Source organism: Acinetobacter pittii (genome assembly GCF_034064985.1).
Taxonomy (GTDB): domain Bacteria; phylum Pseudomonadota; class Gammaproteobacteria; order Pseudomonadales; family Moraxellaceae; genus Acinetobacter; species Acinetobacter pittii_H.
Genome location: NZ_CP139249.1, coordinates 273,634 through 294,074 on the forward strand (window position 1 = coordinate 273,634; position 20,441 = coordinate 294,074).

Here is a 20,441-nt window from a genome sequence, read left to right on the forward strand (position 1 = left end):
TAGCGCCAACTCATATTATATAATTAGTTAATTATTAAAGAATTTTAAAAATGATTAAATCGATTATTTCAGGTTGCGTGGTTCTTACACTTTCGGCTTTGGCGGTCACGCATGCAGAGTTTTCTTTTGAACAAGAACTACAACAAAGCTGTAATAAAGTGAAGCAATACGCGAGCTTAGGTAAGAAATTTTACGACCAAAAACAATATAAAAAAGCGCTCGAAAATTTCCAAAACCAAGCCTCTTGGACTGCATTTTGTAAAGCCAATGAAGATGAAACTACAGTTAAATTTACCGACCGAGATATTGAAGTTGCCAACAATAACGTGGGCTTAGCCTATGCCAAATTGGGTCAGCCACTTTGGGCAAGAGCATGGTTTATGCTTGATGAAAAATCAAAATCTAGTCAGTTTAATCTTAAGCAATTACCTGCGCCTAAAGCCTCAAATGATTTGTCTGGTGAATATGTGCGTTATTCAGGTTTTGGTGAGTGGGATCACATCACGGTAAATCGTAAACAGGGCCAATATGCAATTAGCTATGCCGGTTTATATATGGGACTTAGAAGTTTGATCTATGGCCCAAATATGGGTGAGTTTGGCACGACAATGCCTGCCAATGCCAAGCAAACCATTTATAAAGATCAAGACTGCCGTATTCAGCTCGATTTTAAATCTAATGCAAAATTAGGAAATTATATTCAGGTTAAACAAAGCGAAGGTGAGTCGGGTTGTGGCTTTGGACATAACGTTTATGCCGATGGAACGTATTTAAAAGTTGAGTCTGGGAAATAATCTTAAAAGTTATAGGAACTAAATAATGAAAAATATATTTGTACCTTTACTACTTGTTTCTACAGCTATTTTTTCTGCTCAAATTTATGCAGAGCCGACTAGTACCTGTAAGGAAATGAAATTCCAAAAAGCTGATCAGGTATGGAGTGGGCACTATTATTTAAATGGCGTGATGGAAGTGGGTTCGGAACTTTTACTTCAACCAGATGGTAAGTTTAAATGGATGCTTGCTGTGGGTGCTTTAGACCAATATGCCGAAGGCACATGGTGGAAAAATGGAGACTGTATTGGTTTAAAACCAGACTCTAAATTTAAAAAGGATTTAAGTATTTTCCCTGGAAGGCTGAATATTTCAGATAAATCATTAGATGCGATCTGGGAAGGTGGACGCCAGCAAGGTACATATAGCAAAGACTAAATAAAAAAGTCCGACACTAAGTCGGACTTTTTTATAGCTTAGATTTTAGTGGTTCACCGCAGCAAGTTGCTGAGCGTTATAGCGTGCGCCCATGTTTGGATATCTCGCAATAATCGCTTGAATTTCTGCCAAATCTGCTGCTGTTAAATGAAGGTCTACAGCACCCGCATTTTCCACAAGACGCTCAATTTTACGCGTACCCGGAATTGGAATAATGTCGTCACCTTGCGCCAAAATCCAAGCCAAAGCCAGTTGAGCCGCTGTCGCGTTTTTGCTTTGAGCAAAGTCACTAAATGCTTGCGCCAAGCTTTGGTTATTTTTCCAGTTATCACCTTGATAGCGTGGTAACTGACGACGGAAATCACTTTCGTCTAGGCTGCTCACATCAAGCGTATTGGTGATTAAACCACGCGATAGCGGTGAATACGGCACAAGGCTAATTCCTAACTCACGAATTGTTTGCAAATGGGTTTGCTCAAACTCACGGGTAAGTAGTGAATATTCATGTTGAACCGCTGCAATCGGGTGAATCGCATGTGCTTTACGAATGGTTTCAGCCGATGCTTCACTGAGTCCTAAATAACGAACTTTACCTTGTTTGACCAAGTCCGCCATTGCACCAATCGTGTCTTCAACTGGAACATTCGGGTCAATGCGGTGCGCATAATACAAATCAATCACGTCTGTATTTAAGCGTCTTAAACTGTTTTCGACCGCGACTTTAATCCACTCAGGTGAGCCGTCGATATAAGACTCTAAAGAGTTTTGTGGGTTAAGGTTGTCTTCTTTATAGCGGAAGCCAAATTTGGTCGCCAAGAATACTTTGTCGCGATGTTTTTCTAAAACTTTTGAGAGCAAAACTTCGTTTGCGCCGTTGCCGTACATGTCGGCGGTGTCCCAAAAGTTAATTCCTAGGTCTAATGCCTTTTCTAGAGTGGCAATGCTTTGTGTGTCGTCTGAGGCACCATAGGCAAAGCTCATTCCCATGCAACCTAAACCAAGTGCTGATACTTTTTCGCCTGTTTGTCCTAAAGTTCTATATTTCATTTTTCACACTCTTTTTGCAAAATCACTTGAGTAGAAAAACTATAAAATGCTTTGGCTCAAACTGACATATAACATTCAAACCAATAATTATAAAATTCAAACAATCTGTTTTTAGGCTACACAGTCTTCGCGGAATTTTTTAGGCGAAAAGCCCGTATTTTTCTTAAAGAAATTGGTAAAATATGCTGAATATTCAAAGCCTAAGCTATAGGCAATTTCGGAAATATTCCAACTGGTGTGTTGCAGTAGCGCTTTAGCTTCTTGCGTAATGCGCGAGCTAATATGTTCAGAAGTGGTTTTACCTGTGGCCTCTTTTACAGCGCGGTTTAAGTGGTTCACATGCACAGACAGACCGTATGCATAGTCATTTGCCGTTTTGAGTTTAAGCTGAAAATGGGGCGAGTCGATGGGGAACTGGCGCTCTAATAATTCAAAGAACAAATGGCAAATCCGAACCGCAGCATTGCTATGTTTTTCAAACTGTTGGGTCGGTTGCATTTTCATGGCTTCATGCACAATCAGGTGCAAATAGTTTCTTAAAACATTGTATTTATGAATGTAGGCTGAATTTATTTCAGTCATCATCTTTTTGAAAATAAATGAAATTTCTTCAACTTGTTGGTCATTTAAAAAATATAGCGGGTCGCCGTCGACTTTAAACAGCGGTGAGTCTTTTAAAAAACTTTGTCTCGATTCTTGGTTTACAAACTCTTCGGTAAATAGACAAAACCAGCCTGCCTGTTCGGGCGAATTAATTTCCCATGCATAGGGCACCATTGGGTTTGAAAACAGTAAAGCAGGGCGGTCTACACGTATCCAGCGGTTGGCGTAGTGAAGTTCGCCTGTGCCTAAAACTAATGAAATTTTATAATAATCGCGGCGGCTATAAGGGGTGAGGAACGAGCAGGCATCACGTTGGAACACGTTAAAATGTCCAAACGAAGTCGATGGAACCGAGTAATCGCTATCTCTGGTTAAAGAAAAGCGGCGATAAAAATCATGTATGGTTTCCATGTCTTTGCCTGTATGTGTTATCAATTTATTTAAAGTTATAAAATTCAAACTTTATTTACTGTAGCTTTTATTTATAGCGTGATCAATCTGTTCATTTAAATAGGTTTGAAAATGAACGATAAATTAACAATGAAATGATCAGAGAAACTAAACTTTAAGAAAATATATTCTTAAATCACTAGGCCAATGAAAAATAAAAATAATCTTTATAAATGAATAGCCAATATCACATTGACACTCCAAAACACGCGGATTATCCTTTGCCTGCTGGCCACATTGCCAGTCGGTTTTAGCAGACCGCGGTACAGTGCATCAGATTTAATCCTTCTGAGGATGGAATCTGCTTGTATTCCACTCGTCTCCCTGACGTTACGTTATGGTAGGGCGGAGGGGGGACACCTTCGGGTGTGCTGGTTCTGTACCCAGTCTGCTAACCCCCTTTCGTTCTGCCACCATCTTTTAGCAGAGATTGGCAGAATCCTTATTTGTACAGGAATCCGTCATATGTGTACTATTTTATCTCTCTCATTGGCAACCTTTGCCAAAATCTTTGACTCAATACCCAACTGGTCTTTAAAACGGTTTAACCGACTCTAGGTTTTAAGCCATAGGTCATTACGACTAAAAAATCATAGCAACAATAAAACCCGAGATAGGCGAGCACACCATTATTGTGCGGCTTTTGCATGCCTGTTTTTAGCGCTCAATTTAAGAGCGACGGCATTTCTATCTCTTTAACTTACAACAAAAAATTATTTTAAACGGTATAAAAATGCCAAATTTAGAAGCATCATTTAGAGCATTACGCGTGCTCCACGCAGCAAAAGATTTATTTAATCAACATGGGTTTTACATCGGGATCGATCGAATTATTGAGGAAGCCAAAATTCCCAAAGCCACTTTTTATAACTACTTTCACTCCAAAGAAAGGCTTATTCAGATGAGCTTAACTTTTCAAATAGATGCCTTAAGACATGAGGTATTTTCAATTATTCATTCGTACCGCGAACTCATGGCATTCGATAAACTCAAGAAAATTTACCTCTTACATGCAAACTTAGAGGGCTTTTATCGGTTGCCATTTAAAGCCATTTTTGAAATTGAAAAGCTTTATCCCACGGCTTATAAACTCGTGATTGACTACCGAAACTAGTTCATTAAAGAAATTCATAAATTCCTTTTAACTGTAAAAGCGACTGCTACGGTTGAAGATGCACACATGTTTTTATTTGTGATTGATGGGGCCATGGTTCAGCTTTTAGGAGCGAATAGTACTGATGAAAGAGAGGTATTGCTCGACTATTTTTTAAGTCGGGTTTGATAGGGGAGAGGCCCAACGGGAGTTGGGTCGGCTTTTAAAAATTATTTATTTTATTACTCTATGTACTAGAGTCATGATTTAAATATTCACCAAAAAAATATTCATCTTTAGTTTGAAAAAAGAAGTTAAATTCTTTACTCATCATAGGATCATGTTGCGCTTGTTTATGAAAGATAGGAGATATTTGGTTTAAATAGTAATAGATACAGTCAGTCGTATTATTAAATAAGTTCAATGGTTTTAAGTTGGAATATAACTCTGTTAGTGCATTAATAATAGGTCGAATATCTGGATTAAATGTCCATAGTAAAATTTCATTTTTCTCACATCTAATTACTTCATATTCGTCTAGTTTTTTGGGTTGAATTGAGTAAAGTTGTGCTCCATTTTCACTATAAGTTGAATAGAGCAATTTTGTGATTTCTAACTGTGAATGTTTGATTTCTTGTTCACGGTTTAATTTAGATTTTTTTAATAAATTTGGTAGCTCAAAGATATTCTGTTTCGTAAACTTATCGAAAGAATGCATAACATTTTGGATAAGGTTTAATTCTCCAGTTCCTGTAATAATACCGTTTTTCCATGGAAAGAGTTTTTGAATACCATCTTGATATAAATATGAGCCATTATTCTGATATGGTATAGTGCTGCGAGTATCTGCCGCAATTACAATACTATCCTCAAGTTGAATGGCAAGAATAAATGTCATAATATTAGAAAAAATAAATTAATCTTAATTTAATCTATTTTAGAAACATAAATAAAATTTTGCTAGATAAGGTTGTGTATATGGCAGGTGGTTCCCAGATTATTATTAATAAAAATGGTATTACATTAATTACACCCGCAAAGTTTGAAGTAAAAGCTGGGCAGCATCTATTTAAAGGTGGGGCTGAAATAAAAAATGTAGTTCCTAATTTACCTGTTTTGGGAGAGACGAATCAATATAATTTACGTTATTTGTTAAAAGATAAAGAAGAAAAAATTTATTCTAATCATAAGTATATTGCTTTTTTGCCTAGTGGTGAAGTAGTTGAGGGTTCCACTGATAAAGATGGGTATACGGAGCTTTTCAATACCACTAACCCCGAAGAAATCTCTATTCATTTATATAAAAATGAGCAAATTGATATAGACTAGTTATGACAAAATTTTATCCCTATATAGTATTAAAGACCAATGTAAGTCCTAAACTATTAAAATACAATATTTATTTGTATAACACGGTTTTAAATAAATCTGAAACAGCTATTGTTTTTAAAGATACTGCATTTAAAAAAGTAGGTGATCAGCTTTATCAAACCAAATCAGTAGAAATTGATAGTTCAAGGATAGGATTAGAGAGACTCAGAGATTGTGTCATTATTCTCAATTTATATCGACTAAGCGCTTCAGGGAAAGAAAGTTTAGTAATTAATCATTATATTATTCCAGATAAAATAGAGGCATATGCTTATCCAGATCATAATAAAAACAACAATATTTCAATAACAAAATATTATGAAGCACAAGCAGTGACAAAAATTGTTCAAAAGAATATTTCAAAAAATACTTTTGAGCTAGCTTTAAATAGAAATAGAATTTTTCAATGTATTGATCCTGGTTGTAAACCTGGAGAACCCAAAGATCCTTTTTCTAAAGCACAAATTGAAGCCGCATTACAGTCTAGATTGAATGAGCCCTTACCCAACCAAGATAGAACATCATTATGTGGGCCTGCTGCATACTTTTTTTGCTTAATTAATCTGAGTACCTCTAGATATAGATTAGCAGTAAAACAACTCTGGGAAATGGGGCAAACTAAAATTGGAGACCTTGAAATAAAGCCTTCACCTAATGGGAGTAGACGTGTAAAGAATTTCTATCGTCCTAGTGGAGAGCCAAAGGTTCCATCAATTGATTGGATGACACTTGCAAGTTTACGTGAGTCTGAGAATATTGCTCTTACACTGACTGACCCTGATCAAGAAGTTCCTGGTATTACAACTCCAATGGAGTTAGAACGTTGGTATAGAAAATCTGGTTTTAATATTGTAGCTTCTTACCCCATAAAAATGGGAGGCTATAGTTTAGACCTGATTTCTGATCTCAATAGGTATGCTGGACCAGACTATTATGTAGTAACATTAATTTCAGCCAGTCTTCTTAGTAGTGGAACAAGTTCTGGAACACAAATATTTCCCGATCATTGGATTGTATGGACAGATAAATTACGAGATAACAGTGGGCAACCTGTATCAAAAACTTCAAACCCTTATACTTCTGAAGTAAAGCTAAAAATGTTTACTTGGGGAGAAAACGCACAAAGATTAGGTACAAAAATATCTTTATATAATTTCAAAAGAAAAGTATTTTTTGCTCTTGTTATTAAAAAGGAAAAGTTCTAATGAAATACAAGTTAATATTTATCTTTTCAGCTATTCTTATAATTACAGGTTGTGGGAAGAAATATAAAATTACTCCTGAAAATTTACCAGTTGCTCATGTTAATCAAGAATATCAACAAATTATTAAAATTTCTGGTGGTAAGGTTGTTGATCAATACGCTAAATTAGAAACAAATATTCCAGAAAATCTAGGTGTAACAGTAAAGCCTGTTAATGAATTAGATGGCTATAATGTTATAGAAATAAAAGGTACTCCGAAGTACACTGGAAAATATACTATAAATATAAAAGCTGATTTTTTTGGAGGAGGGGATGCTGAAATCAACAAAAACTACACCTTTACTGTCCAAAATTAGTAAATAAAATTAATTAAAAAGACTTAAACTGTTTAAATTTAAGTCTTTTCGAATAATCTTAATTTTAGCGCTCACTCAAAATCAACTGTTTAATCTTCACAGCTTTCTCGAAGTGATCTAACTTATGCTCCATAATCCACCAATGCGCTGCTTCCATAAGTAGCTCAGGGTTATCATTCTTATTTTTAAAAAACGCATAAAAAGATAGACCTACATTGTCTCCCTTCTTTTCAATTTTTTCGTCGCATCCCTTAATAAAAATTTCTCTTAATTCATTTCTCATATTGAGTATCACTTTCAGTCTATAAAACTAAGAATTCATATTTCGCTCGCCCCAATCGCACATCATATCTAACAAAGGAATTAAAGACTGTCCTCTTTCTGAAAGACGGTACTCAACCTTAGGCGGAATTTGAGGATATTCCTTACGAATAATAAGCTGGTCTCTTTCTAACTCTTTAAGTGTATTGCTGAGCGTTCTAAACGAAATATTGCCAATGCAGCGTTGCATTTCATTAAAACGCATAACGGTTTTTCCATACAGCCAATACATGATGATCATCTTATATTTGCCATTAATTAAAGAAAGCGTATAGCCAAAACCTGTTTCTTCTAATGGCGTATTTGATGGAAGGCAGTCAGTCATTTTTAAAATCTACACTATCTTTTAGTATAGTATATAACAAAAATTACCGTACTTATATTTAGGAAAGCACACTTCTATAATCGATTTATCTACTTTTCGATAAGAGTGTTTTTATAATGAAAAAGACATTAGTCATCGTTGCACATCCTCACATAGACCAGTCTGTAATTAATAAAAGATGGGTAGAGGAGTTAGAAAAACACCCAGACCAATTTACAGTTCACCAGATTTATCAAGCCTACCCAGATGGCGTAATTGACGTTGCCAAAGAACAAGCGCTTGTAGAAGAACACGAAAATTTAGTCTTTCAATTTCCAGTGTATTGGTTTAACTGTCCGCCGCTTTTGAAACAATGGCTTGATGAAGTTTTGGCGTATGGTTGGGCTTATGGTTCAACAGGTGACAAGCTTAAAAATAAAAAATTTATGCTGGCGGTGTCTGCGGGTGCTCAAGAAAAAGTTTATTCAAAGCAAGGCGAATATAAGCTTTCTTTAGAGCAGATTTTTAGTTCTTTTGAACTCACCGCTTTATATGTTGGGGCAGTCTATCAACCGCTTTATGCATTTTATGGTTTAGACACAAACCCTTCACCAGATGATGCTATTCCAACTCACCAAGAAATTGATAACAGTGCCGTTCAGTATGTTCAGAAGTTATTAGCATTGTCTGAGTAAGTTTAAAAAGGAGGAGGCCTGAACGTGAGGTTTGGGTCTGCTGGTATCTTTATGATTTATTAATAAATCATTTGCAAAAATTAAATTTGTCTATAAGTTGAAAATACAATAATACTTCGTTGGAAAAACTATGAATATCACACCTTTTCCATTTCAAATCACAAATTGGGAAGAAATAGAAGTCACTGAATATAGTGGTGAAACTGGAAAGGCTTATTGGAAAACTCAATTTTTTGGTGAAGAAACAAATAAGATTAGAGTGAGACTTGTGGAGTACTCAGCAAACTACTTGGCTGATCATTGGTGTGAAAAAGGGCACATATTATTTTGCCTAGAAGGCGAGCTAGAAAGTAGATTGAAAGACGGACGAACATTTACTTTAACTTCAGGCATGAGTTATCAAGTAGGGGATAACTCGGAGCCACATCAGTCTTATAGCTTGAATGGTGCCAAGTTACTTATCGTTGATTAGACTTATACAAAGAACACATCAAATGAGGGATAGAAATTTCTATCCCTCATTAAACATTTTAATTTGCTAAAGCTGTCATTGTATTAACCAAGCTTGTAATACCTGCATAGATATCTTTTAAGTTAGCTTGATCATCCATATAGGCAGGCGTAGTAACAAATAAATTTTGTTTATCGACCACACAGTCTGAGGTTTGACAAACATGGTGAATTGAACCCGTTTTTTCAATCTCCTTAGCAATGTTAAGGTCAGATCCTAACGTAATAGTTGGGTGTAACTCTCCAAAAGTAAGTGCTAATAGTGCAGGAGATATGCATATTGCCCCAATAGGTTTTTTGCTCTGATGAAACGCTTTTAAAATTGAAGCTACCGTACCATGTACTCGTGCCTCTGCGCCTTTAAACGCAAAAGTTGATAAATTTTTAGCGACACCAAAACCACCTGGCAAAATAAGACCATCAAATTCATTTTCATTAAGTTGATCGGGTGAGGAAATTTTACCTCGGGCAATTCGTCCTGCTTCTTGCAAAATATTTCTCCGCTCAGTCATGTTTATTTCACCACTCACATGGTCGATGACATGAAACAAAGGCTCATCAGGTGCAAAAATTTGATATTCAATATTGACTGTATCTAAAGCTAATAGGGTTAAAACAGACTCTCTAATTTCAGAACCATCTAAATAACCACAACCCGATAAAATTACTGCTACTTTTTTCATTTGCTTTCTCAAGAACCTTTTTAAATGTGTAAAAGATCTTAAGTTTTTTTCTAAAAATTTTTTATACGCAGATTTGCCATAAATTCGCCCTAAGTGAGCATTTTTGTTTTACGTAGTTCACGTGGGGTAATTCCAAACAAATTTTTAAATTGTTCAGTAAATCGAGATTGGGATTGATAGCCACATTCAAAAGCAATATTTCCAATGCTGCTATTGGTGGTTTGAAGTAAGTGTAATCCGTGTCCCAGCCTTACTCTATTACGAATGTCCTGAATGCTATTTCCTTCGCTTTTTAGTTTTCTTCTTAGCGTCGATGAACTCATAAAAAGTTGAGCCGCGATAAATTCAGCGGTGAGTTCTGTAGACAAATGATCGGAAATCAAAGTCTGAACTTTTTCACTCAAGCTTTTATTCATGTTGAGTTTAGCAATGTCGGTATAGCCTGAATAATAAATAAGCTCTACAAGCTCTCTTTTTCTAAATTTAAATGCAGAAGGAGGGGCAACTAAAGAGAAATCTATAAACTGATGCAGGGCACTTTCTAAAAGAGGATTCAGCTGGCCTTGAATATAGTTTTGAGAAATGCCAGCATTTTGAGGTAGATCATTAAAATCTTCAAAATCAAACTCGATAAGAAGAGCGAAATATTCTTCTTGATCTGGAATATTACGCATATCAATGCTGGAGCTGTTGGCTAAAAAAATAAAAGAACCAGCTTCACAGTTAATATTTTCCGTTTTTCCAAGTTCTTTATAACCATTTAAAACGATAATGAGTAAGGGCTTAGAAATCGGAACGTTTGTAATTTTTTGCTCTTCGTAGGCTGAATAGACCGCAAAAGGCAGGTTTAAGTTGCTATGCTTGAGCAGGCTTTTTTTAGCTAAAGAAATAAGATTCTTCATTGAAGTTAAATGATTACTTAAATTTAGATGTTGTGATGGATGTAAAAATTATCAATATTTTTTGGCTATTTTTTAATATTTGAGCCAATAAAAAAGCCTAAACCGACTAAGTTTAAGCTTCTTTAAATTTGAATTCTGGCGGTGAGAGAGGGATTCGAACCCTCGATACGCGCAAACGTATACACACTTTCCAGGCGTGCTCCTTAAGCCACTCGGACACCTCACCAAGGCGTGCGATAGTAACTAAAAAAACGAGTCCTGCCAAGATTTAAGACGAGCATTACAGAAAAAAAATAATAGAGGTGATAAGATTGCGCTAAAAATCATATTGGTTTAATTACACAATGCAAAATACGGCCAAAAAAGCGACCTTGCCTGCCACGGCTTTGGCAGCTCTTGGAGTGGTCTTTGGAGACATCGGAACAAGTCCGCTCTATGCCTTGAAAGAGTCCTTCCATGTAGCGCATGGGTTGGGAATTCAGCCTGAAAACGTATTAGGAATTTTATCCATTATTTTTTGGTGCTTAATGCTGATCATCAGCATCAAGTATATCGCTATTGTCATGCGTGCAGACAACAACGGCGAAGGCGGGATCATGGCCTTACTCGCATTGAATTTACGTAAAGCCAAAATTGCCGATAACAAAAAAATCTACATGATTGCCATTGGTTTTATCGGTGCATCGCTGTTTTTTGGTGACGGTATTATTACCCCAGCCATTTCGGTATTGTCAGCCGTTGAAGGCTTGTCGATTGCAACCGATGTGTTTGACCCATTCATCATGCCGATTGCGATTACCATTATCATCTCTTTGTTTTTAGTACAAAAACACGGTACGGCCTTTGTCGGTAAGTTTTTTGGCCCAATCACGATGGTATGGTTCTTATCTTTAGGATTATTAGGTCTTCACAGCGTCATTCAGACTCCTGTGGTGTTAGGCATGTTCAGTCCGCATTGGGCCATTCAGTTTATCTATCACCACCCAATCATGACATTCTTTGTGATGGGTGCTGTAGTGTTAACAGTAACAGGTGGTGAGGCACTTTATGCCGATATGGGACATTTCGGACCGGTTCCGATTCGTTTAGCTTGGTTCTTTGTGGTGTTGCCGTGCTTGGTTTTAAACTACGCAGGACAGGGTGCATTATTGCTCAGAGACCCAGCGGCAATTGAAAACCCGTTCTATTTATTGGTTCCGCAATGGGCACTTTACCCAATGATTATTATGGCAACCATGGCAACAGTAATTGCCTCTCAAGCTGTAATTTCTGGGGTATTTTCTCTTGCGCGCCAAGCGATTCAATTGGGTTATTTACCTCGTTTAAGTATTAAACATACGTCTGAGTCTGAAGAAGGCCAGATTTATATTCCTTTCTTAAACTGGTTACTTTTAATCGCAATTATTATCCTAATCTTGATCTTCAAAAGCAGTTCGAACCTTGCAAGTGCGTATGGCTTAGCTGTGACTTTGACGATGCTCTGTGACACGATTTTGGTTGCGGTGTTTATCTACTCGGCTTGGAAGTGGAGCCTGCCAAAAGTACTTCTTCTGATTATTCCGTTCTTTGTTTTAGAGTCGGTATTGGTCGGTGCAACTTCACTTAAAATCTTGTCTGGCGGTTGGGTGCCGTTACTCATTGGTGCGATTGCCGTGACCATTTTAATGACATGGAAACGTGGTCGTGAGCTTACTTTTGCTAAGCTTGAACATGACACTTTGGCTCTAGATTTGTTTGTAAAAAGTATTGGTAATAGCGTGCACTGGGTGCCGGGTGATGCAGTCTTTATGACAGGTACACCGAACGTTGTGCCACATGCCATGCTACATAACATTAAGCACAATAAAGTGCTGCATCAGCGTAATATCTTGGTGACAGTAGTGATTGAAGATGTACCGTTCGTTGCGCCAGAAGAGCGTATTACGACAGAAACTTTAGCTGAACATTTCTTCCGTATTAAAATCTTCTACGGTTTTAAAGATGAAATGAATGTACCAAAAGCGCTGATACAAGCCTATGAGCAGCTCGGTCTTGAATATGACTTGATGCACATCAGCTTCTTTATTTCCCGTGATCGTATTGTTCATTCGGTGGGCGATGGTATGTCTCCATGGAGAGAAAAACTGTTTATCTCTATGCAGCGTAATACCAGTCCGGTCAGTGACTTCTACCAGATTCCAACCAACCGTGTGGTTGAGTTAGGTAGTCAAATCGAAATATAAAAATTGATGTAATAAAAAAACCAAGACATAAGTCTTGGTTTTTTTATGGCTCTGATTATTGAGCTTGTTGCATAGGTGCGTCTGCTGGTAAAGCACCGTCTTTTGCCATCGGGTCTGCCGACTGACTTGGATCTGCCGGAGGCGGTGGAGTGTTCGGATCTTGTGGCGCTTGGTTCGGTGCAGGTGGTACTGCATCAGTTGGTGCTGCTGGTGGCGCCATTTCACCGCCTGCTGGAGGCGCTGGTGGAACGTCCGCAGGAATAGGAGCACCTGTAGGTGCTGCATTTGTTGGTGCAGCAGAAACTTGCTGTACTTGTCCGCTATTGACTAAATCGCTAATAGAGCCTGGTTGGCCATTTACGGTTGTGGTTACTTTTACTTTAGACAAACTTTCTAAAGTATCTCCTGGCTGGACTGCTGGCTCAGCCAAAGCGGCCATACTACATAATCCCGTGATTACGCCAATACCAATAATCTTTGAATGGATCATTAAGTGGACTCCGATTATATTTTTATCCAAATTTGTGGAGCTAACCATGTCATAAGCAAACAGTGCATTTCAACGAAAGATACGCAATTGGCGCAATTCAATAGCCAAAGGCTCTCATAATTCCAACAGACTGTTACGTAAAACGGAATAGAGTTACAAAAAAGATGACCATGTTTTAACCATATGAAAGATAAGAGATATACTTAAAAAAGCAGGATTGTTAAGCTGCGTGTGGACAGTGGTATTGATAGAAACATGGCAAGTAAAAAACGTAGTAAAGGTACAAACTCATTCTCTATAAGTCAGCATTTTGGCAAGATTATTCTTGCTTGTATTGCGGCTGGAAGTTTTGCGATTGCTTTTGGTAGTGAAAAGATTTCGCAGTGGTTTTCACCTTTAACGACTAACTCGACTTGTCTTAATCAGTTCTATCGTGAAGTTCCACCTGCTTTAAATAAAGAAAGCTTAAAAAAAGACAGTTATCCGCTGTGTTTTAATGGCTTTAACGTTTTGTATTCGGGCATTTCTAAAACGCCGTTGTGGTCGGCTGAGCATTTAAATGCAGAACGTTTGAGTACCAAAATTAAGCGTGAAGATAATTTTCATGAAGAAACCCGTGTTGCTCAAAGACATCGGGCACTGTTAAGTGATTATCGTGGTTCAGGCTATGATCGTGGGCATATGGCGCCAAATGGTGATATGCCAAATAAAGAATCCCAATCTGATAGTTTCTCGCTCAGTAACATGGTGCCTCAAGCGCCTAAAAATAACCAAGAAGTATGGCGTAAGCTCGAAGAAGCGACCCGTGCTATTGCCACTAAACAAAAACAAGATGTTTATGTAGTGACAGGTCCTGTTTTTGAAGGTAAGCGACTCAAGACGATTGGTCAGGGTGTAATTGTTCCTACCGCAGTTTATAAAGCGGTGTATATGCCAAAAACTGGCGCGATCGGCGCTTATTACGCACCTAACAATAACTCTCTACAAGTGAAAGTTGTGAGTGTTTGCTACCTTGAGGAGCGCTTAGGCGTTAACCTGTTCCCGCAGTTAACTGAGCAACAAAAACGTAATGTCTATCGTCTACCTTTAACAGCGAGCCAAGTTAAGCCAAATCAAAAGCTAGACTATTTACATTGGGATGGCGAAAGTCAGTGTGAGCAAGACTTAAACGCTGACCAAATTCAAGCGCTACAAGACCAATTTAAAAAGCAAAAAACTGGTTCTTCCGAGCCAATGGAAGCAAAAGTTCCAACAATTGATGAAGAAACGAGAAAGGCGATTGTGAAACAACTGGTAGAAGCCTTGGTGAACTATTTCTTGCAAATAATGAAATAAGCAGCTTTTTTTGATTGTTATTGCAACACCGTAATTGATTAAAATAGAATCTATAGACAGATCTGTCTATGGATCTTATTTTAATAAGGACAATAACAATGTTTGCCTCGATGTTTCTTTTTTCATTTGCAATGTCTATTACCCCAGGGCCAGTAAATACTGTCATTTTATCGACCAGTTTAAATCACGGTTTAAAAAGATCGCTTCCCTATATTTCAGGCGCCACAATTGGTTTTACCTTGCTTTTAATTTTTATGGCATTTGGTCTTCAGAGTTTATTAACTCAGTTTCCTGTTGTATTAAAAATTCTTGCAGTCTGTGGAACACTATTTGTTTGCTATATCGGGATTAAAATTATTCTTTCTGCTGCAAATATTTCTATTTCCAGTGTTCCTGTAGAGCAAATGATTATTCCCAATTTTAAAGATGGGTTCTTATTACAATGGCTGAATCCCAAAGCATGGTTGGCTTGTGTGTCAGGCATTACCATGTTTACTAGCATTGAAAACCCGCAGGCGTTGCCGATCTTTATCGTTATTTATTTTTTCACTTGCTATGCGTGTTTGTTCTTTTGGGGGTTTTGTGGTGATAAATTTTCAGTTGTGCTCAATCAGGGCAACCGTTTGAAATATTTTAATATCTTGATGGGCACTTTTTTAATTTTATCGGCTCTTTTAATTTTGATTGATTTTTTTTAAATTGGTCGTATTACACTGTGAATATATAACAACGAGACAAGACCTATGTTTAAGCCATTTGAAAAGGGTACAGAGTCTTCATCAATTGAAGATTTAACATTAGAAAATGATGTCGATTGCGTCAGCATTTATGGCAACTTGCAAATCACCAAAGACAAAGTCGGGTTAGAACAGGCAAAGGCTTTACAGAGCTTTTTAAACGATGTGGTTGCAGCTTTGGAAAAAGAAGAATTGCCTGAGAAAATTGAACGTCCAGCTGAACAAGAAATTAATAATCCGTTTTTATAATTTATGCATGCTATGCGTGATATTTAGTATGGTCATGCTGCCATACAGTCTTTAATACCACGTTAGACTTTATTAAATGTGTATAGACATTTTTTACTTTTGAAAGCCCAAAAGTAAACAAAAGGCTTTGTTGATCAGAGGGCACATCCATGTACCCCTGTTCAACAGGTGACATCCATGTCACCTTCCGCGATAGTAGATTACATCTAGGAAGAGTTAATCCTTATCTCCAGCTACCACTTTATAAATAATTGCCCCAATCACAGCCCCTAAAATCGGCGCTACCCAGAACAACCACAACTGACTTAACGCAGCCGTTTCAGCAAAGAACGCAACACCTGTACTACGTGCAGGGTTCACCGAAGTGTTCGTCACTGGAATACTGATTAAGTGAATGAGTGTTAAGCCCAAACCAATTGCAATAGGAGCGAAGCCAGCAGGCGCACGGCGGTCAGTTGCACCTAAAATAATGATTAAGAAGAAAGCTGTAAGAACGACTTCAATAATGAAAGCTGAACCTAAGCCAAACTTGTTTGGTGATAAATCACCGAAACCATTTGAAGCAAAACCACCAACACCACTAAAGCCTGCTTGGCCTTGAGCAATAATATAAAGAACAAATGCAGCAGCAGTCGCACCGACCACTTGAGCAACGATATAGGGAATTAAATCTTTAACATCGAAGCGGCCGCCGACCCAAAGGCCAACACTTACCGCGGGATTAAAATGTCCACCTGAGATATGCCCTAGAGCATAGGCGCCTGTTAGTACGGTTAAACCAAAGGCAAGGGCTACACCTGCAAAGCCAATACCAAGTTCAGGGAAAGCTGCGGCTAATACTGCGCTACCACAACCACCAAAGACTAGCCAAAACGTACCTAGAAATTCAGCAAAATATTTATTCATTGTGATTACTCATTTATTTAATCTATTTTAATTAATGTGAATTACGTCACATAAATTTGAAGCATGTGACTATATGAAATTTTTGTTTTCAGTGTTGTTTTAATCAAGAAAAGATTTGTAAGTTTTGGTTGGTTATTCTTTGTCTAAAAAGTGATCTCTCCATTGTTGGGGTGTTTGATTGGTCCAATGTTTAAATGCTCTTTGAAAGGCACTTTGTTCTGAATAACAAAGTAAAAGTGCGATCTCTTGTAGGCTTAAATGCGGGTCTTTTAGATACTCGGTTGCGAGCATAAATCGTACTTGCTGAACACGTTCCTGAAAGGTGGTGTTTTGTTGCTGTAAGTGTCTTTGGAGTTGCCGAACTGATAGGCCTAATTGAGCGGCAATATGTTCAATTTGATATTGATTCTTTTGTAGCCCAGTCAAAATTGAATGCTGTAAACGCTGATCAAGTTGGGTCGAATTTGGCAATTGCTCTAACAGCGCTTGGGCCTGCTGAACCAATAGCTGCTGTAGAGTGTGGTCGGCACTGCTGAGTGGCTTATGAATTTCCGTAATTGGGATGAGTAATTCTGTACGCGGCTGGCTAAAATGAACGGGACATTGAAAGTATTGTTCGTAGACCCTGATATTTTTAGGAGCAGCATTTAAGAAACGTACTTCATGTAAATGCACGTCTTCATGAGACATAAAAAGACGTAAGAACTGAATCACCAACGCAATCGCGATTTCATCGGTAAGCTGGGTAGGGTGTAGCTCAGTCGCTTCCCAGCGAATAGAACCATATCTCCCTTGTAGCTCAACCACTAATGGGCTCCCGTCATAAATCAGACGGTGAAAATCATGATAGCGAATTAAGGCTTCACCTAAGTTGTCGCAAGAGAGCGCGAGGTAAGCAATAATCCCTAAGTGTTTGGGTTGCACATATTTGGCAATTTCTAGCCCTAAACCCGGCTTCGGGTCTAGTTTATAAATCACTTCTAATAGATCACGCCAAACCACATAGTCAAAGCGTTCCAGATTTTGAACTTGTTCTAATTGTTCAGGAATAGCTAACTGATTGGCTTCGCAATAAGCTTTTAATAGATGTCCCAGCCCTCCATACACTGAGCCTGTATAATTTTTTAGCTGTGGCATCCCTAACCACCTCTTTCTTGTCGTGATTTGTCAATGAAACCATAAATTCTGGTCAATACCTAGCATAACGAATTTTATATGCTGAATAAAAAGAAAAAGGAGTTAAGTGATGTTAAAAGGGTTTATTGCAGGAATTGCAGTTGCGAATGCATTTGAATGGGTAGCACACAAATATATTTTGCATGGTGTACACCGTGCTGGAAAACCACGTTATAGCCCAGTACCAAAAAGTATGGAGTCGCATTGGGCACACCATCGTGAAGTCCGTAAACAACAGTTTCATGATGATTGTTATGTTGAGGGCGTTGGAAACTGGCGAACTAAAAATGAGTTAATTTCGCTTGCTGTGGTGGCAACTGTTTCAAGTGCAATTTTTTACCCTTTTTCAAAAGGCATGGCACTCGCAGCTTGGTACAGTGCTGGAAATTATTATTATATTCATCGCCGTGCACATTTAGAGCCTGAATGGGCAAAGCGTAAAATTCCATGGCATTACGACCACCACATGAACTCCAATCAAGATGCTAATTGGTGTGTGACCAAGCCTTGGTTTGATTATGTGATGGGAACACGAGTGGTGTCTTCGGCAGATTTAAAAGAACAAAACCCTTTGGGTATACGGTTACCTACAGCGCTTGCTAAATCACTGTCTCAAGCTGTAGAAAAAATCTTTCCTACAAAATGGGTCGAGAAAAAAGAAAAACTAGAACTTCCTAGTGAAGTGAAAGAAGTAGATGGTGCGGCATAAAAAATAAAGGGGCATATCGCCCCTTTAATTATGATTAAGCTTACAAGCGCATTTCGATGCCTTGTTCAGCTAAATATTGTTTAGCTTCTGGAATCGTATATTGACCAAAGTGGAAAATACTTGCTGCCAATACTGCATCGGCACCACCTTGTAAAATACCGTCTGCAAGGTGTTGTAAGTTACCCACACCGCCTGAGGCAATCGTTGGAATGGTAACGCGGTCATTAATGGCACGCATTAAGGCAATATCATAACCTGCTTTAGTACCGTCGGCGTCCATACTGGTAATCAGCAACTCACCCGCACCGTAGTCAGCCATTTTTACAGCCCATTCAATGGCATCAATTCCAGTTGGTTTACGGCCACCATGAGTAAAGATTTCCCATTTGTTGTCGCCAGTTTTTTTGGCATCAATCGCAACCACAATACATTGCGCGCCAAAGTGCTGAGAAGCTTCTTGAACAAATTCAGGGTTAAACACAGCAGCCGAGTTAATACTCACTTTGTCTGCACCTGCATTTAATAATGCGCGAATATCTTCAACCTTACGTACACCACCACCGACAGTTAAAGGCACAAATACAGTCTCGGCCATACGTTCAACAGTACGGTAAGTGGTATCGCGTCCATGATGTGTAGCGGTAATGTCTAAGAAAGTAATTTCGTCTGCACCTTGTTCGTTATAGCGACGTGCCACTTCAACAGGGTCGCCAGCATCACGAATATCGAGGAATTGAACGCCTTTAACTACGCGTCCGTTATCAACGTCTAGGCAAGGAATAATACGTTTAGCAAGCATAGCTTTTTCCAAAAATAATCGCCGTTGGTGAAAGTTCCTACACAGGCGCTACACCTTCATGGAGGGAAGAGGTATTCTATCAAACTTCACAGATGTTTTTTGCAGGTTTTCCATGTCGGTTTATACCCCGTTGAGTTTAGATGAAGTTCGCACCTTTGCTGCACCTTATGGATTAGAGGTGTTGGAGCTGAACCCAATTCAGGGAGGTATTCAAAACACCAATTATTTTTTGGTTGATGTAAACCGCAAACAATATGTATTGACTGTATTTGAAGAGTTAGATGCACAAGGTGCAGGTGAACTCATTCCTGTACTTGAACAATTAGGGACTCATGATGTACCCGTTGCCGTGCCATTAAAACACAGCGGACAAGCGGTTCATGTGATTGCAGACAAGCCTGCACAAATTGCACCACGTTTAATGGGTCACCATCCCATGCAAACCACAGTAGCGCAAGTTGCCGCGATTGCAGATGCACAGGCGAAACTGCATGTGGCTTTACAAGATTTTCCCCTTGAACGTGAATATCGACGTGATCATCAATACTGGACAGGTGTTGCAGAACAGCTGAAACCAAGCATGACTCAAGATGACCAAACGTTACTTGAGCAGGTCTATCAAGCTTTTAATGCGAAAACAACGCAGTACTCAAATCGACCAACAGGTTTTATTCACTCTGATTTGTTCCGCGACAATACTTTGTTTGAAGGTGAGCAATTACAAGGTATTCTAGATTTTTACGAGTTAAATCAAGATGAATTGCTATTTGATATTGCGATTACCATTAATGATTTTTGTACCGAATATCCAGCAGCGCATTTAAACTCAGATAAGGTAGCAGCTTACTTAGCGGCATACCAGAAAGTTCGTGCGCTGACTTCAGATGAACTTGAGTGTTTAGATGTATTCTTGGCAATGGCGGCTTGCCGTTTTTGGTCAATGCGTTTGCAAGTTGCTCAAAAAAATAAAGAAGAAGGACGTACCGGCGATGACATTTTGCAAAAAGATCCGCAAGAAATGCGAGCAATGATGCAAGACCGTTTAAGTCATGTAAAAGCATAAAAG

General features: G+C 38.3%; 25 protein-coding genes, 1 tRNA gene and 1 pseudogene. 14 read left to right on the top strand and 13 right to left on the bottom strand.

Annotated elements, in window-relative coordinates; all coding sequences use genetic code 11:
* Positions 1–50 precede the first annotated feature (50 nt).
* Positions 51–794, top strand: a complete 744-nt coding sequence (locus SOI76_RS01220; RefSeq protein WP_104079689.1) for a hypothetical protein — start codon at positions 51–53, stop codon at positions 792–794.
* Between the two features lie 25 nt (positions 795–819).
* On the top strand, positions 820–1,212 hold the full coding sequence (locus tag SOI76_RS01225) for a hypothetical protein (RefSeq protein ID WP_104079690.1): 393 nt from the start codon (positions 820–822) through the stop codon (positions 1,210–1,212).
* Positions 1,213–1,257: 45 nt separating this feature from the next.
* On the opposite strand, the gene SOI76_RS01230 is transcribed toward SOI76_RS01225, so the two are convergent.
* Both SOI76_RS01230 and SOI76_RS01235 read right to left on the bottom strand, forming a co-directional pair.
* Positions 1,258–2,259, bottom strand: coding sequence for an aldo/keto reductase (locus SOI76_RS01230; RefSeq protein ID WP_104079691.1), 1,002 nt, complete (start codon positions 2,257–2,259; stop codon positions 1,258–1,260).
* A 111-nt stretch (positions 2,260–2,370) separates the two neighbouring features.
* Positions 2,371–3,273 carry a helix-turn-helix domain-containing protein gene (locus SOI76_RS01235; protein ID WP_104079692.1) on the bottom strand — a complete coding sequence of 301 codons (903 nt, stop codon included), beginning with the start codon at positions 3,271–3,273 and terminating at the stop codon, positions 2,371–2,373.
* 772 nt (positions 3,274–4,045) lie between these two features.
* Between SOI76_RS01235 and SOI76_RS01240 the strand changes: the two are divergent.
* Positions 4,046–4,594, top strand: a pseudogene (locus SOI76_RS01240) (TetR/AcrR family transcriptional regulator).
* Positions 4,595–4,652: 58 nt separating this feature from the next.
* On the opposite strand, the gene SOI76_RS01245 reads toward SOI76_RS01240, so the two are convergent.
* Positions 4,653–5,303: a hypothetical protein gene (locus SOI76_RS01245; protein WP_104079693.1), complete on the bottom strand. Its 651-nt coding sequence runs from the start codon at positions 5,301–5,303 to the stop codon at positions 4,653–4,655.
* Between the two features lie 80 nt (positions 5,304–5,383).
* Here SOI76_RS01245 and SOI76_RS01250 point away from each other — a divergent pair, with 80 nt between their 5' ends.
* The 3 genes from SOI76_RS01250 to SOI76_RS01260 are packed head-to-tail and all read left to right on the top strand — an operon-like array spanning position 5,384 to position 7,337.
* On the top strand, positions 5,384–5,734 hold the full coding sequence (locus SOI76_RS01250) for a hypothetical protein (protein WP_104079694.1): 351 nt from the start codon (positions 5,384–5,386) through the stop codon (positions 5,732–5,734).
* Between the two features lie 2 nt (positions 5,735–5,736).
* Positions 5,737–6,981 carry a hypothetical protein gene (locus tag SOI76_RS01255; RefSeq protein ID WP_104079695.1) on the top strand — a complete coding sequence of 415 codons (1,245 nt, stop codon included), beginning with the start codon at positions 5,737–5,739 and terminating at the stop codon, positions 6,979–6,981.
* Positions 6,981–7,337, top strand: a complete 357-nt coding sequence (locus SOI76_RS01260) for a hypothetical protein (protein WP_061874375.1) — start codon at positions 6,981–6,983, stop codon at positions 7,335–7,337. Before SOI76_RS01255 ends, SOI76_RS01260 begins: the two co-directional genes overlap by 1 nt.
* 64 nt (positions 7,338–7,401) lie before the next feature.
* Here the strand turns inward: SOI76_RS01260 and SOI76_RS01265 are convergent, their stop codons facing one another.
* Positions 7,402–7,620, bottom strand: a complete 219-nt coding sequence (locus SOI76_RS01265; protein WP_104079696.1) for a DUF6500 family protein — start codon at positions 7,618–7,620, stop codon at positions 7,402–7,404.
* A gap of 27 nt (positions 7,621–7,647) precedes the next feature.
* Positions 7,648–7,983, bottom strand: a complete 336-nt coding sequence (locus SOI76_RS01270; RefSeq protein ID WP_104079697.1) for a winged helix-turn-helix transcriptional regulator — start codon at positions 7,981–7,983, stop codon at positions 7,648–7,650.
* 116 nt (positions 7,984–8,099) lie between these two features.
* Between SOI76_RS01270 and ywrO the strand changes: the two genes are divergently transcribed.
* The gene (gene ywrO, locus SOI76_RS01275) at positions 8,100–8,657 is read left to right on the top strand and encodes an NAD(P)H-dependent oxidoreductase (RefSeq protein WP_104079698.1); all 558 of its coding nucleotides are present in this window, start codon (positions 8,100–8,102) and stop codon (positions 8,655–8,657) included.
* A 130-nt stretch (positions 8,658–8,787) separates the two neighbouring features.
* The gene (locus SOI76_RS01280; RefSeq protein ID WP_104079699.1) at positions 8,788–9,129 is read left to right on the top strand and encodes a DHCW motif cupin fold protein; all 342 of its coding nucleotides are present in this window, start codon (positions 8,788–8,790) and stop codon (positions 9,127–9,129) included.
* Between the two features lie 58 nt (positions 9,130–9,187).
* Here SOI76_RS01280 and elbB read toward each other — a convergent pair whose 3' ends face one another.
* The 3 genes from elbB to SOI76_RS01295 all read right to left on the bottom strand — a co-directional run bounded on the left by elbB (position 9,188) and on the right by SOI76_RS01295 (position 10,978).
* On the bottom strand, positions 9,188–9,850 hold the full coding sequence (gene elbB / locus SOI76_RS01285) for an isoprenoid biosynthesis glyoxalase ElbB (RefSeq protein ID WP_104079700.1): 663 nt from the start codon (positions 9,848–9,850) through the stop codon (positions 9,188–9,190).
* A gap of 89 nt (positions 9,851–9,939) precedes the next feature.
* A complete protein-coding gene (locus SOI76_RS01290) occupies positions 9,940–10,752 on the bottom strand; it encodes a helix-turn-helix transcriptional regulator (RefSeq protein WP_104079701.1) in 813 nt (270 codons plus the stop codon).
* A 136-nt stretch (positions 10,753–10,888) separates the two neighbouring features.
* Positions 10,889–10,978: transfer RNA gene (locus SOI76_RS01295), tRNA-Ser, on the bottom strand.
* Positions 10,979–11,096: 118 nt separating this feature from the next.
* On the opposite strand from SOI76_RS01295, the gene trkD reads away from it, so the two are divergent.
* A complete protein-coding gene (gene trkD / locus SOI76_RS01300; protein ID WP_032054443.1) occupies positions 11,097–12,974 on the top strand; it encodes a potassium transporter Kup in 1,878 nt (625 codons plus the stop codon).
* Between the two features lie 55 nt (positions 12,975–13,029).
* Here trkD and SOI76_RS01305 read toward each other — a convergent pair whose 3' ends face one another.
* Positions 13,030–13,464: a hypothetical protein gene (locus SOI76_RS01305; RefSeq protein WP_032054442.1), complete on the bottom strand. Its 435-nt coding sequence runs from the start codon at positions 13,462–13,464 to the stop codon at positions 13,030–13,032.
* Positions 13,465–13,719: 255 nt separating this feature from the next.
* Between SOI76_RS01305 and SOI76_RS01310 the strand changes: the two genes are divergently transcribed.
* From SOI76_RS01310 to SOI76_RS01320, 3 genes are all read left to right on the top strand, one after another.
* Positions 13,720–14,799, top strand: coding sequence for a DNA/RNA non-specific endonuclease (locus tag SOI76_RS01310; RefSeq protein ID WP_005804493.1), 1,080 nt, complete (start codon positions 13,720–13,722; stop codon positions 14,797–14,799).
* Positions 14,800–14,897: 98 nt separating this feature from the next.
* On the top strand, positions 14,898–15,497 hold the full coding sequence (locus tag SOI76_RS01315; RefSeq protein WP_205668418.1) for a LysE family translocator: 600 nt from the start codon (positions 14,898–14,900) through the stop codon (positions 15,495–15,497).
* A 45-nt stretch (positions 15,498–15,542) separates the two neighbouring features.
* Positions 15,543–15,785, top strand: coding sequence for a hypothetical protein (locus SOI76_RS01320; protein ID WP_000476055.1), 243 nt, complete (start codon positions 15,543–15,545; stop codon positions 15,783–15,785).
* Between the two features lie 10 nt (positions 15,786–15,795).
* Here the strand turns inward: SOI76_RS01320 and SOI76_RS01325 are convergent, their stop codons facing one another.
* The 3 genes from SOI76_RS01325 to SOI76_RS01335 all read right to left on the bottom strand — a co-directional run bounded on the left by SOI76_RS01325 (position 15,796) and on the right by SOI76_RS01335 (position 17,828).
* Positions 15,796–15,960: a hypothetical protein gene (locus SOI76_RS01325; protein ID WP_080749798.1), complete on the bottom strand. Its 165-nt coding sequence runs from the start codon at positions 15,958–15,960 to the stop codon at positions 15,796–15,798.
* 41 nt (positions 15,961–16,001) lie between these two features.
* A complete protein-coding gene (aqpZ, locus tag SOI76_RS01330) occupies positions 16,002–16,691 on the bottom strand; it encodes an aquaporin Z (RefSeq protein WP_016803075.1) in 690 nt (229 codons plus the stop codon).
* A gap of 132 nt (positions 16,692–16,823) precedes the next feature.
* Positions 16,824–17,828, bottom strand: coding sequence for an AraC family transcriptional regulator (locus SOI76_RS01335; RefSeq protein WP_104079702.1), 1,005 nt, complete (start codon positions 17,826–17,828; stop codon positions 16,824–16,826).
* A 109-nt stretch (positions 17,829–17,937) separates the two neighbouring features.
* Between SOI76_RS01335 and SOI76_RS01340 the strand changes: the two genes are divergently transcribed.
* Positions 17,938–18,576: a hypothetical protein gene (locus SOI76_RS01340; RefSeq protein ID WP_104079703.1), complete on the top strand. Its 639-nt coding sequence runs from the start codon at positions 17,938–17,940 to the stop codon at positions 18,574–18,576.
* Between the two features lie 40 nt (positions 18,577–18,616).
* Here the strand turns inward: SOI76_RS01340 and hisF are convergent, their stop codons facing one another.
* Complete coding sequence (gene hisF / locus SOI76_RS01345) at positions 18,617–19,375, bottom strand: imidazole glycerol phosphate synthase subunit HisF (protein ID WP_000880078.1); 759 nt, start codon at positions 19,373–19,375, stop codon at positions 18,617–18,619.
* A gap of 112 nt (positions 19,376–19,487) precedes the next feature.
* Here hisF and thrB point away from each other — a divergent pair, with 112 nt between their 5' ends.
* Entirely contained in the window at positions 19,488–20,438 is a 951-nt protein-coding gene (thrB, locus tag SOI76_RS01350) for a homoserine kinase (RefSeq protein WP_104079704.1), read from the top strand.
* Positions 20,439–20,441 lie beyond the last annotated feature (3 nt).

Excerpts from the sequence above, each read along its gene's own strand:
- aqpZ (WP_016803075.1), bottom strand. The coding sequence starts at position 16,691 with ATGAATAAATATTTTGCTGAATTTCTAGGTACGTTTTGGCTAGTCTTT.
- SOI76_RS01335 (WP_104079702.1), bottom strand. The coding sequence starts at position 17,828 with ATGCCACAGCTAAAAAATTATACAGGCTCAGTGTATGGAGGGCTGGGA.
- ywrO (WP_104079698.1), top strand. The coding sequence starts at position 8,100 with ATGAAAAAGACATTAGTCATCGTTGCACATCCTCACATAGACCAGTCT.
- SOI76_RS01250 (WP_104079694.1), top strand. The coding sequence starts at position 5,384 with ATGGCAGGTGGTTCCCAGATTATTATTAATAAAAATGGTATTACATTA.
- SOI76_RS01235 (WP_104079692.1), bottom strand. The coding sequence starts at position 3,273 with ATGGAAACCATACATGATTTTTATCGCCGCTTTTCTTTAACCAGAGAT.
- SOI76_RS01290 (WP_104079701.1), bottom strand. The coding sequence starts at position 10,752 with ATGAAGAATCTTATTTCTTTAGCTAAAAAAAGCCTGCTCAAGCATAGC.
- SOI76_RS01305 (WP_032054442.1), bottom strand. The coding sequence starts at position 13,464 with ATGATCCATTCAAAGATTATTGGTATTGGCGTAATCACGGGATTATGT.
- SOI76_RS01340 (WP_104079703.1), top strand. The coding sequence starts at position 17,938 with ATGTTAAAAGGGTTTATTGCAGGAATTGCAGTTGCGAATGCATTTGAA.
- SOI76_RS01320 (WP_000476055.1), top strand. The coding sequence starts at position 15,543 with ATGTTTAAGCCATTTGAAAAGGGTACAGAGTCTTCATCAATTGAAGAT.
- SOI76_RS01270 (WP_104079697.1), bottom strand. The coding sequence starts at position 7,983 with ATGACTGACTGCCTTCCATCAAATACGCCATTAGAAGAAACAGGTTTT.
- trkD (WP_032054443.1), top strand. The coding sequence starts at position 11,097 with ATGCAAAATACGGCCAAAAAAGCGACCTTGCCTGCCACGGCTTTGGCA.
- SOI76_RS01260 (WP_061874375.1), top strand. The coding sequence starts at position 6,981 with ATGAAATACAAGTTAATATTTATCTTTTCAGCTATTCTTATAATTACA.
- elbB (WP_104079700.1), bottom strand. The coding sequence starts at position 9,850 with ATGAAAAAAGTAGCAGTAATTTTATCGGGTTGTGGTTATTTAGATGGT.
- hisF (WP_000880078.1), bottom strand. The coding sequence starts at position 19,375 with ATGCTTGCTAAACGTATTATTCCTTGCCTAGACGTTGATAACGGACGC.
- SOI76_RS01255 (WP_104079695.1), top strand. The coding sequence starts at position 5,737 with ATGACAAAATTTTATCCCTATATAGTATTAAAGACCAATGTAAGTCCT.
- SOI76_RS01225 (WP_104079690.1), top strand. The coding sequence starts at position 820 with ATGAAAAATATATTTGTACCTTTACTACTTGTTTCTACAGCTATTTTT.
- thrB (WP_104079704.1), top strand. The coding sequence starts at position 19,488 with ATGTCGGTTTATACCCCGTTGAGTTTAGATGAAGTTCGCACCTTTGCT.
- SOI76_RS01220 (WP_104079689.1), top strand. The coding sequence starts at position 51 with ATGATTAAATCGATTATTTCAGGTTGCGTGGTTCTTACACTTTCGGCT.
- SOI76_RS01315 (WP_205668418.1), top strand. The coding sequence starts at position 14,898 with ATGTTTGCCTCGATGTTTCTTTTTTCATTTGCAATGTCTATTACCCCA.
- SOI76_RS01280 (WP_104079699.1), top strand. The coding sequence starts at position 8,788 with ATGAATATCACACCTTTTCCATTTCAAATCACAAATTGGGAAGAAATA.
- SOI76_RS01265 (WP_104079696.1), bottom strand. The coding sequence starts at position 7,620 with ATGAGAAATGAATTAAGAGAAATTTTTATTAAGGGATGCGACGAAAAA.
- SOI76_RS01310 (WP_005804493.1), top strand. The coding sequence starts at position 13,720 with ATGGCAAGTAAAAAACGTAGTAAAGGTACAAACTCATTCTCTATAAGT.
- SOI76_RS01230 (WP_104079691.1), bottom strand. The coding sequence starts at position 2,259 with ATGAAATATAGAACTTTAGGACAAACAGGCGAAAAAGTATCAGCACTT.
- SOI76_RS01325 (WP_080749798.1), bottom strand. The coding sequence starts at position 15,960 with ATGTCACCTGTTGAACAGGGGTACATGGATGTGCCCTCTGATCAACAA.
- SOI76_RS01245 (WP_104079693.1), bottom strand. The coding sequence starts at position 5,303 with ATGACATTTATTCTTGCCATTCAACTTGAGGATAGTATTGTAATTGCG.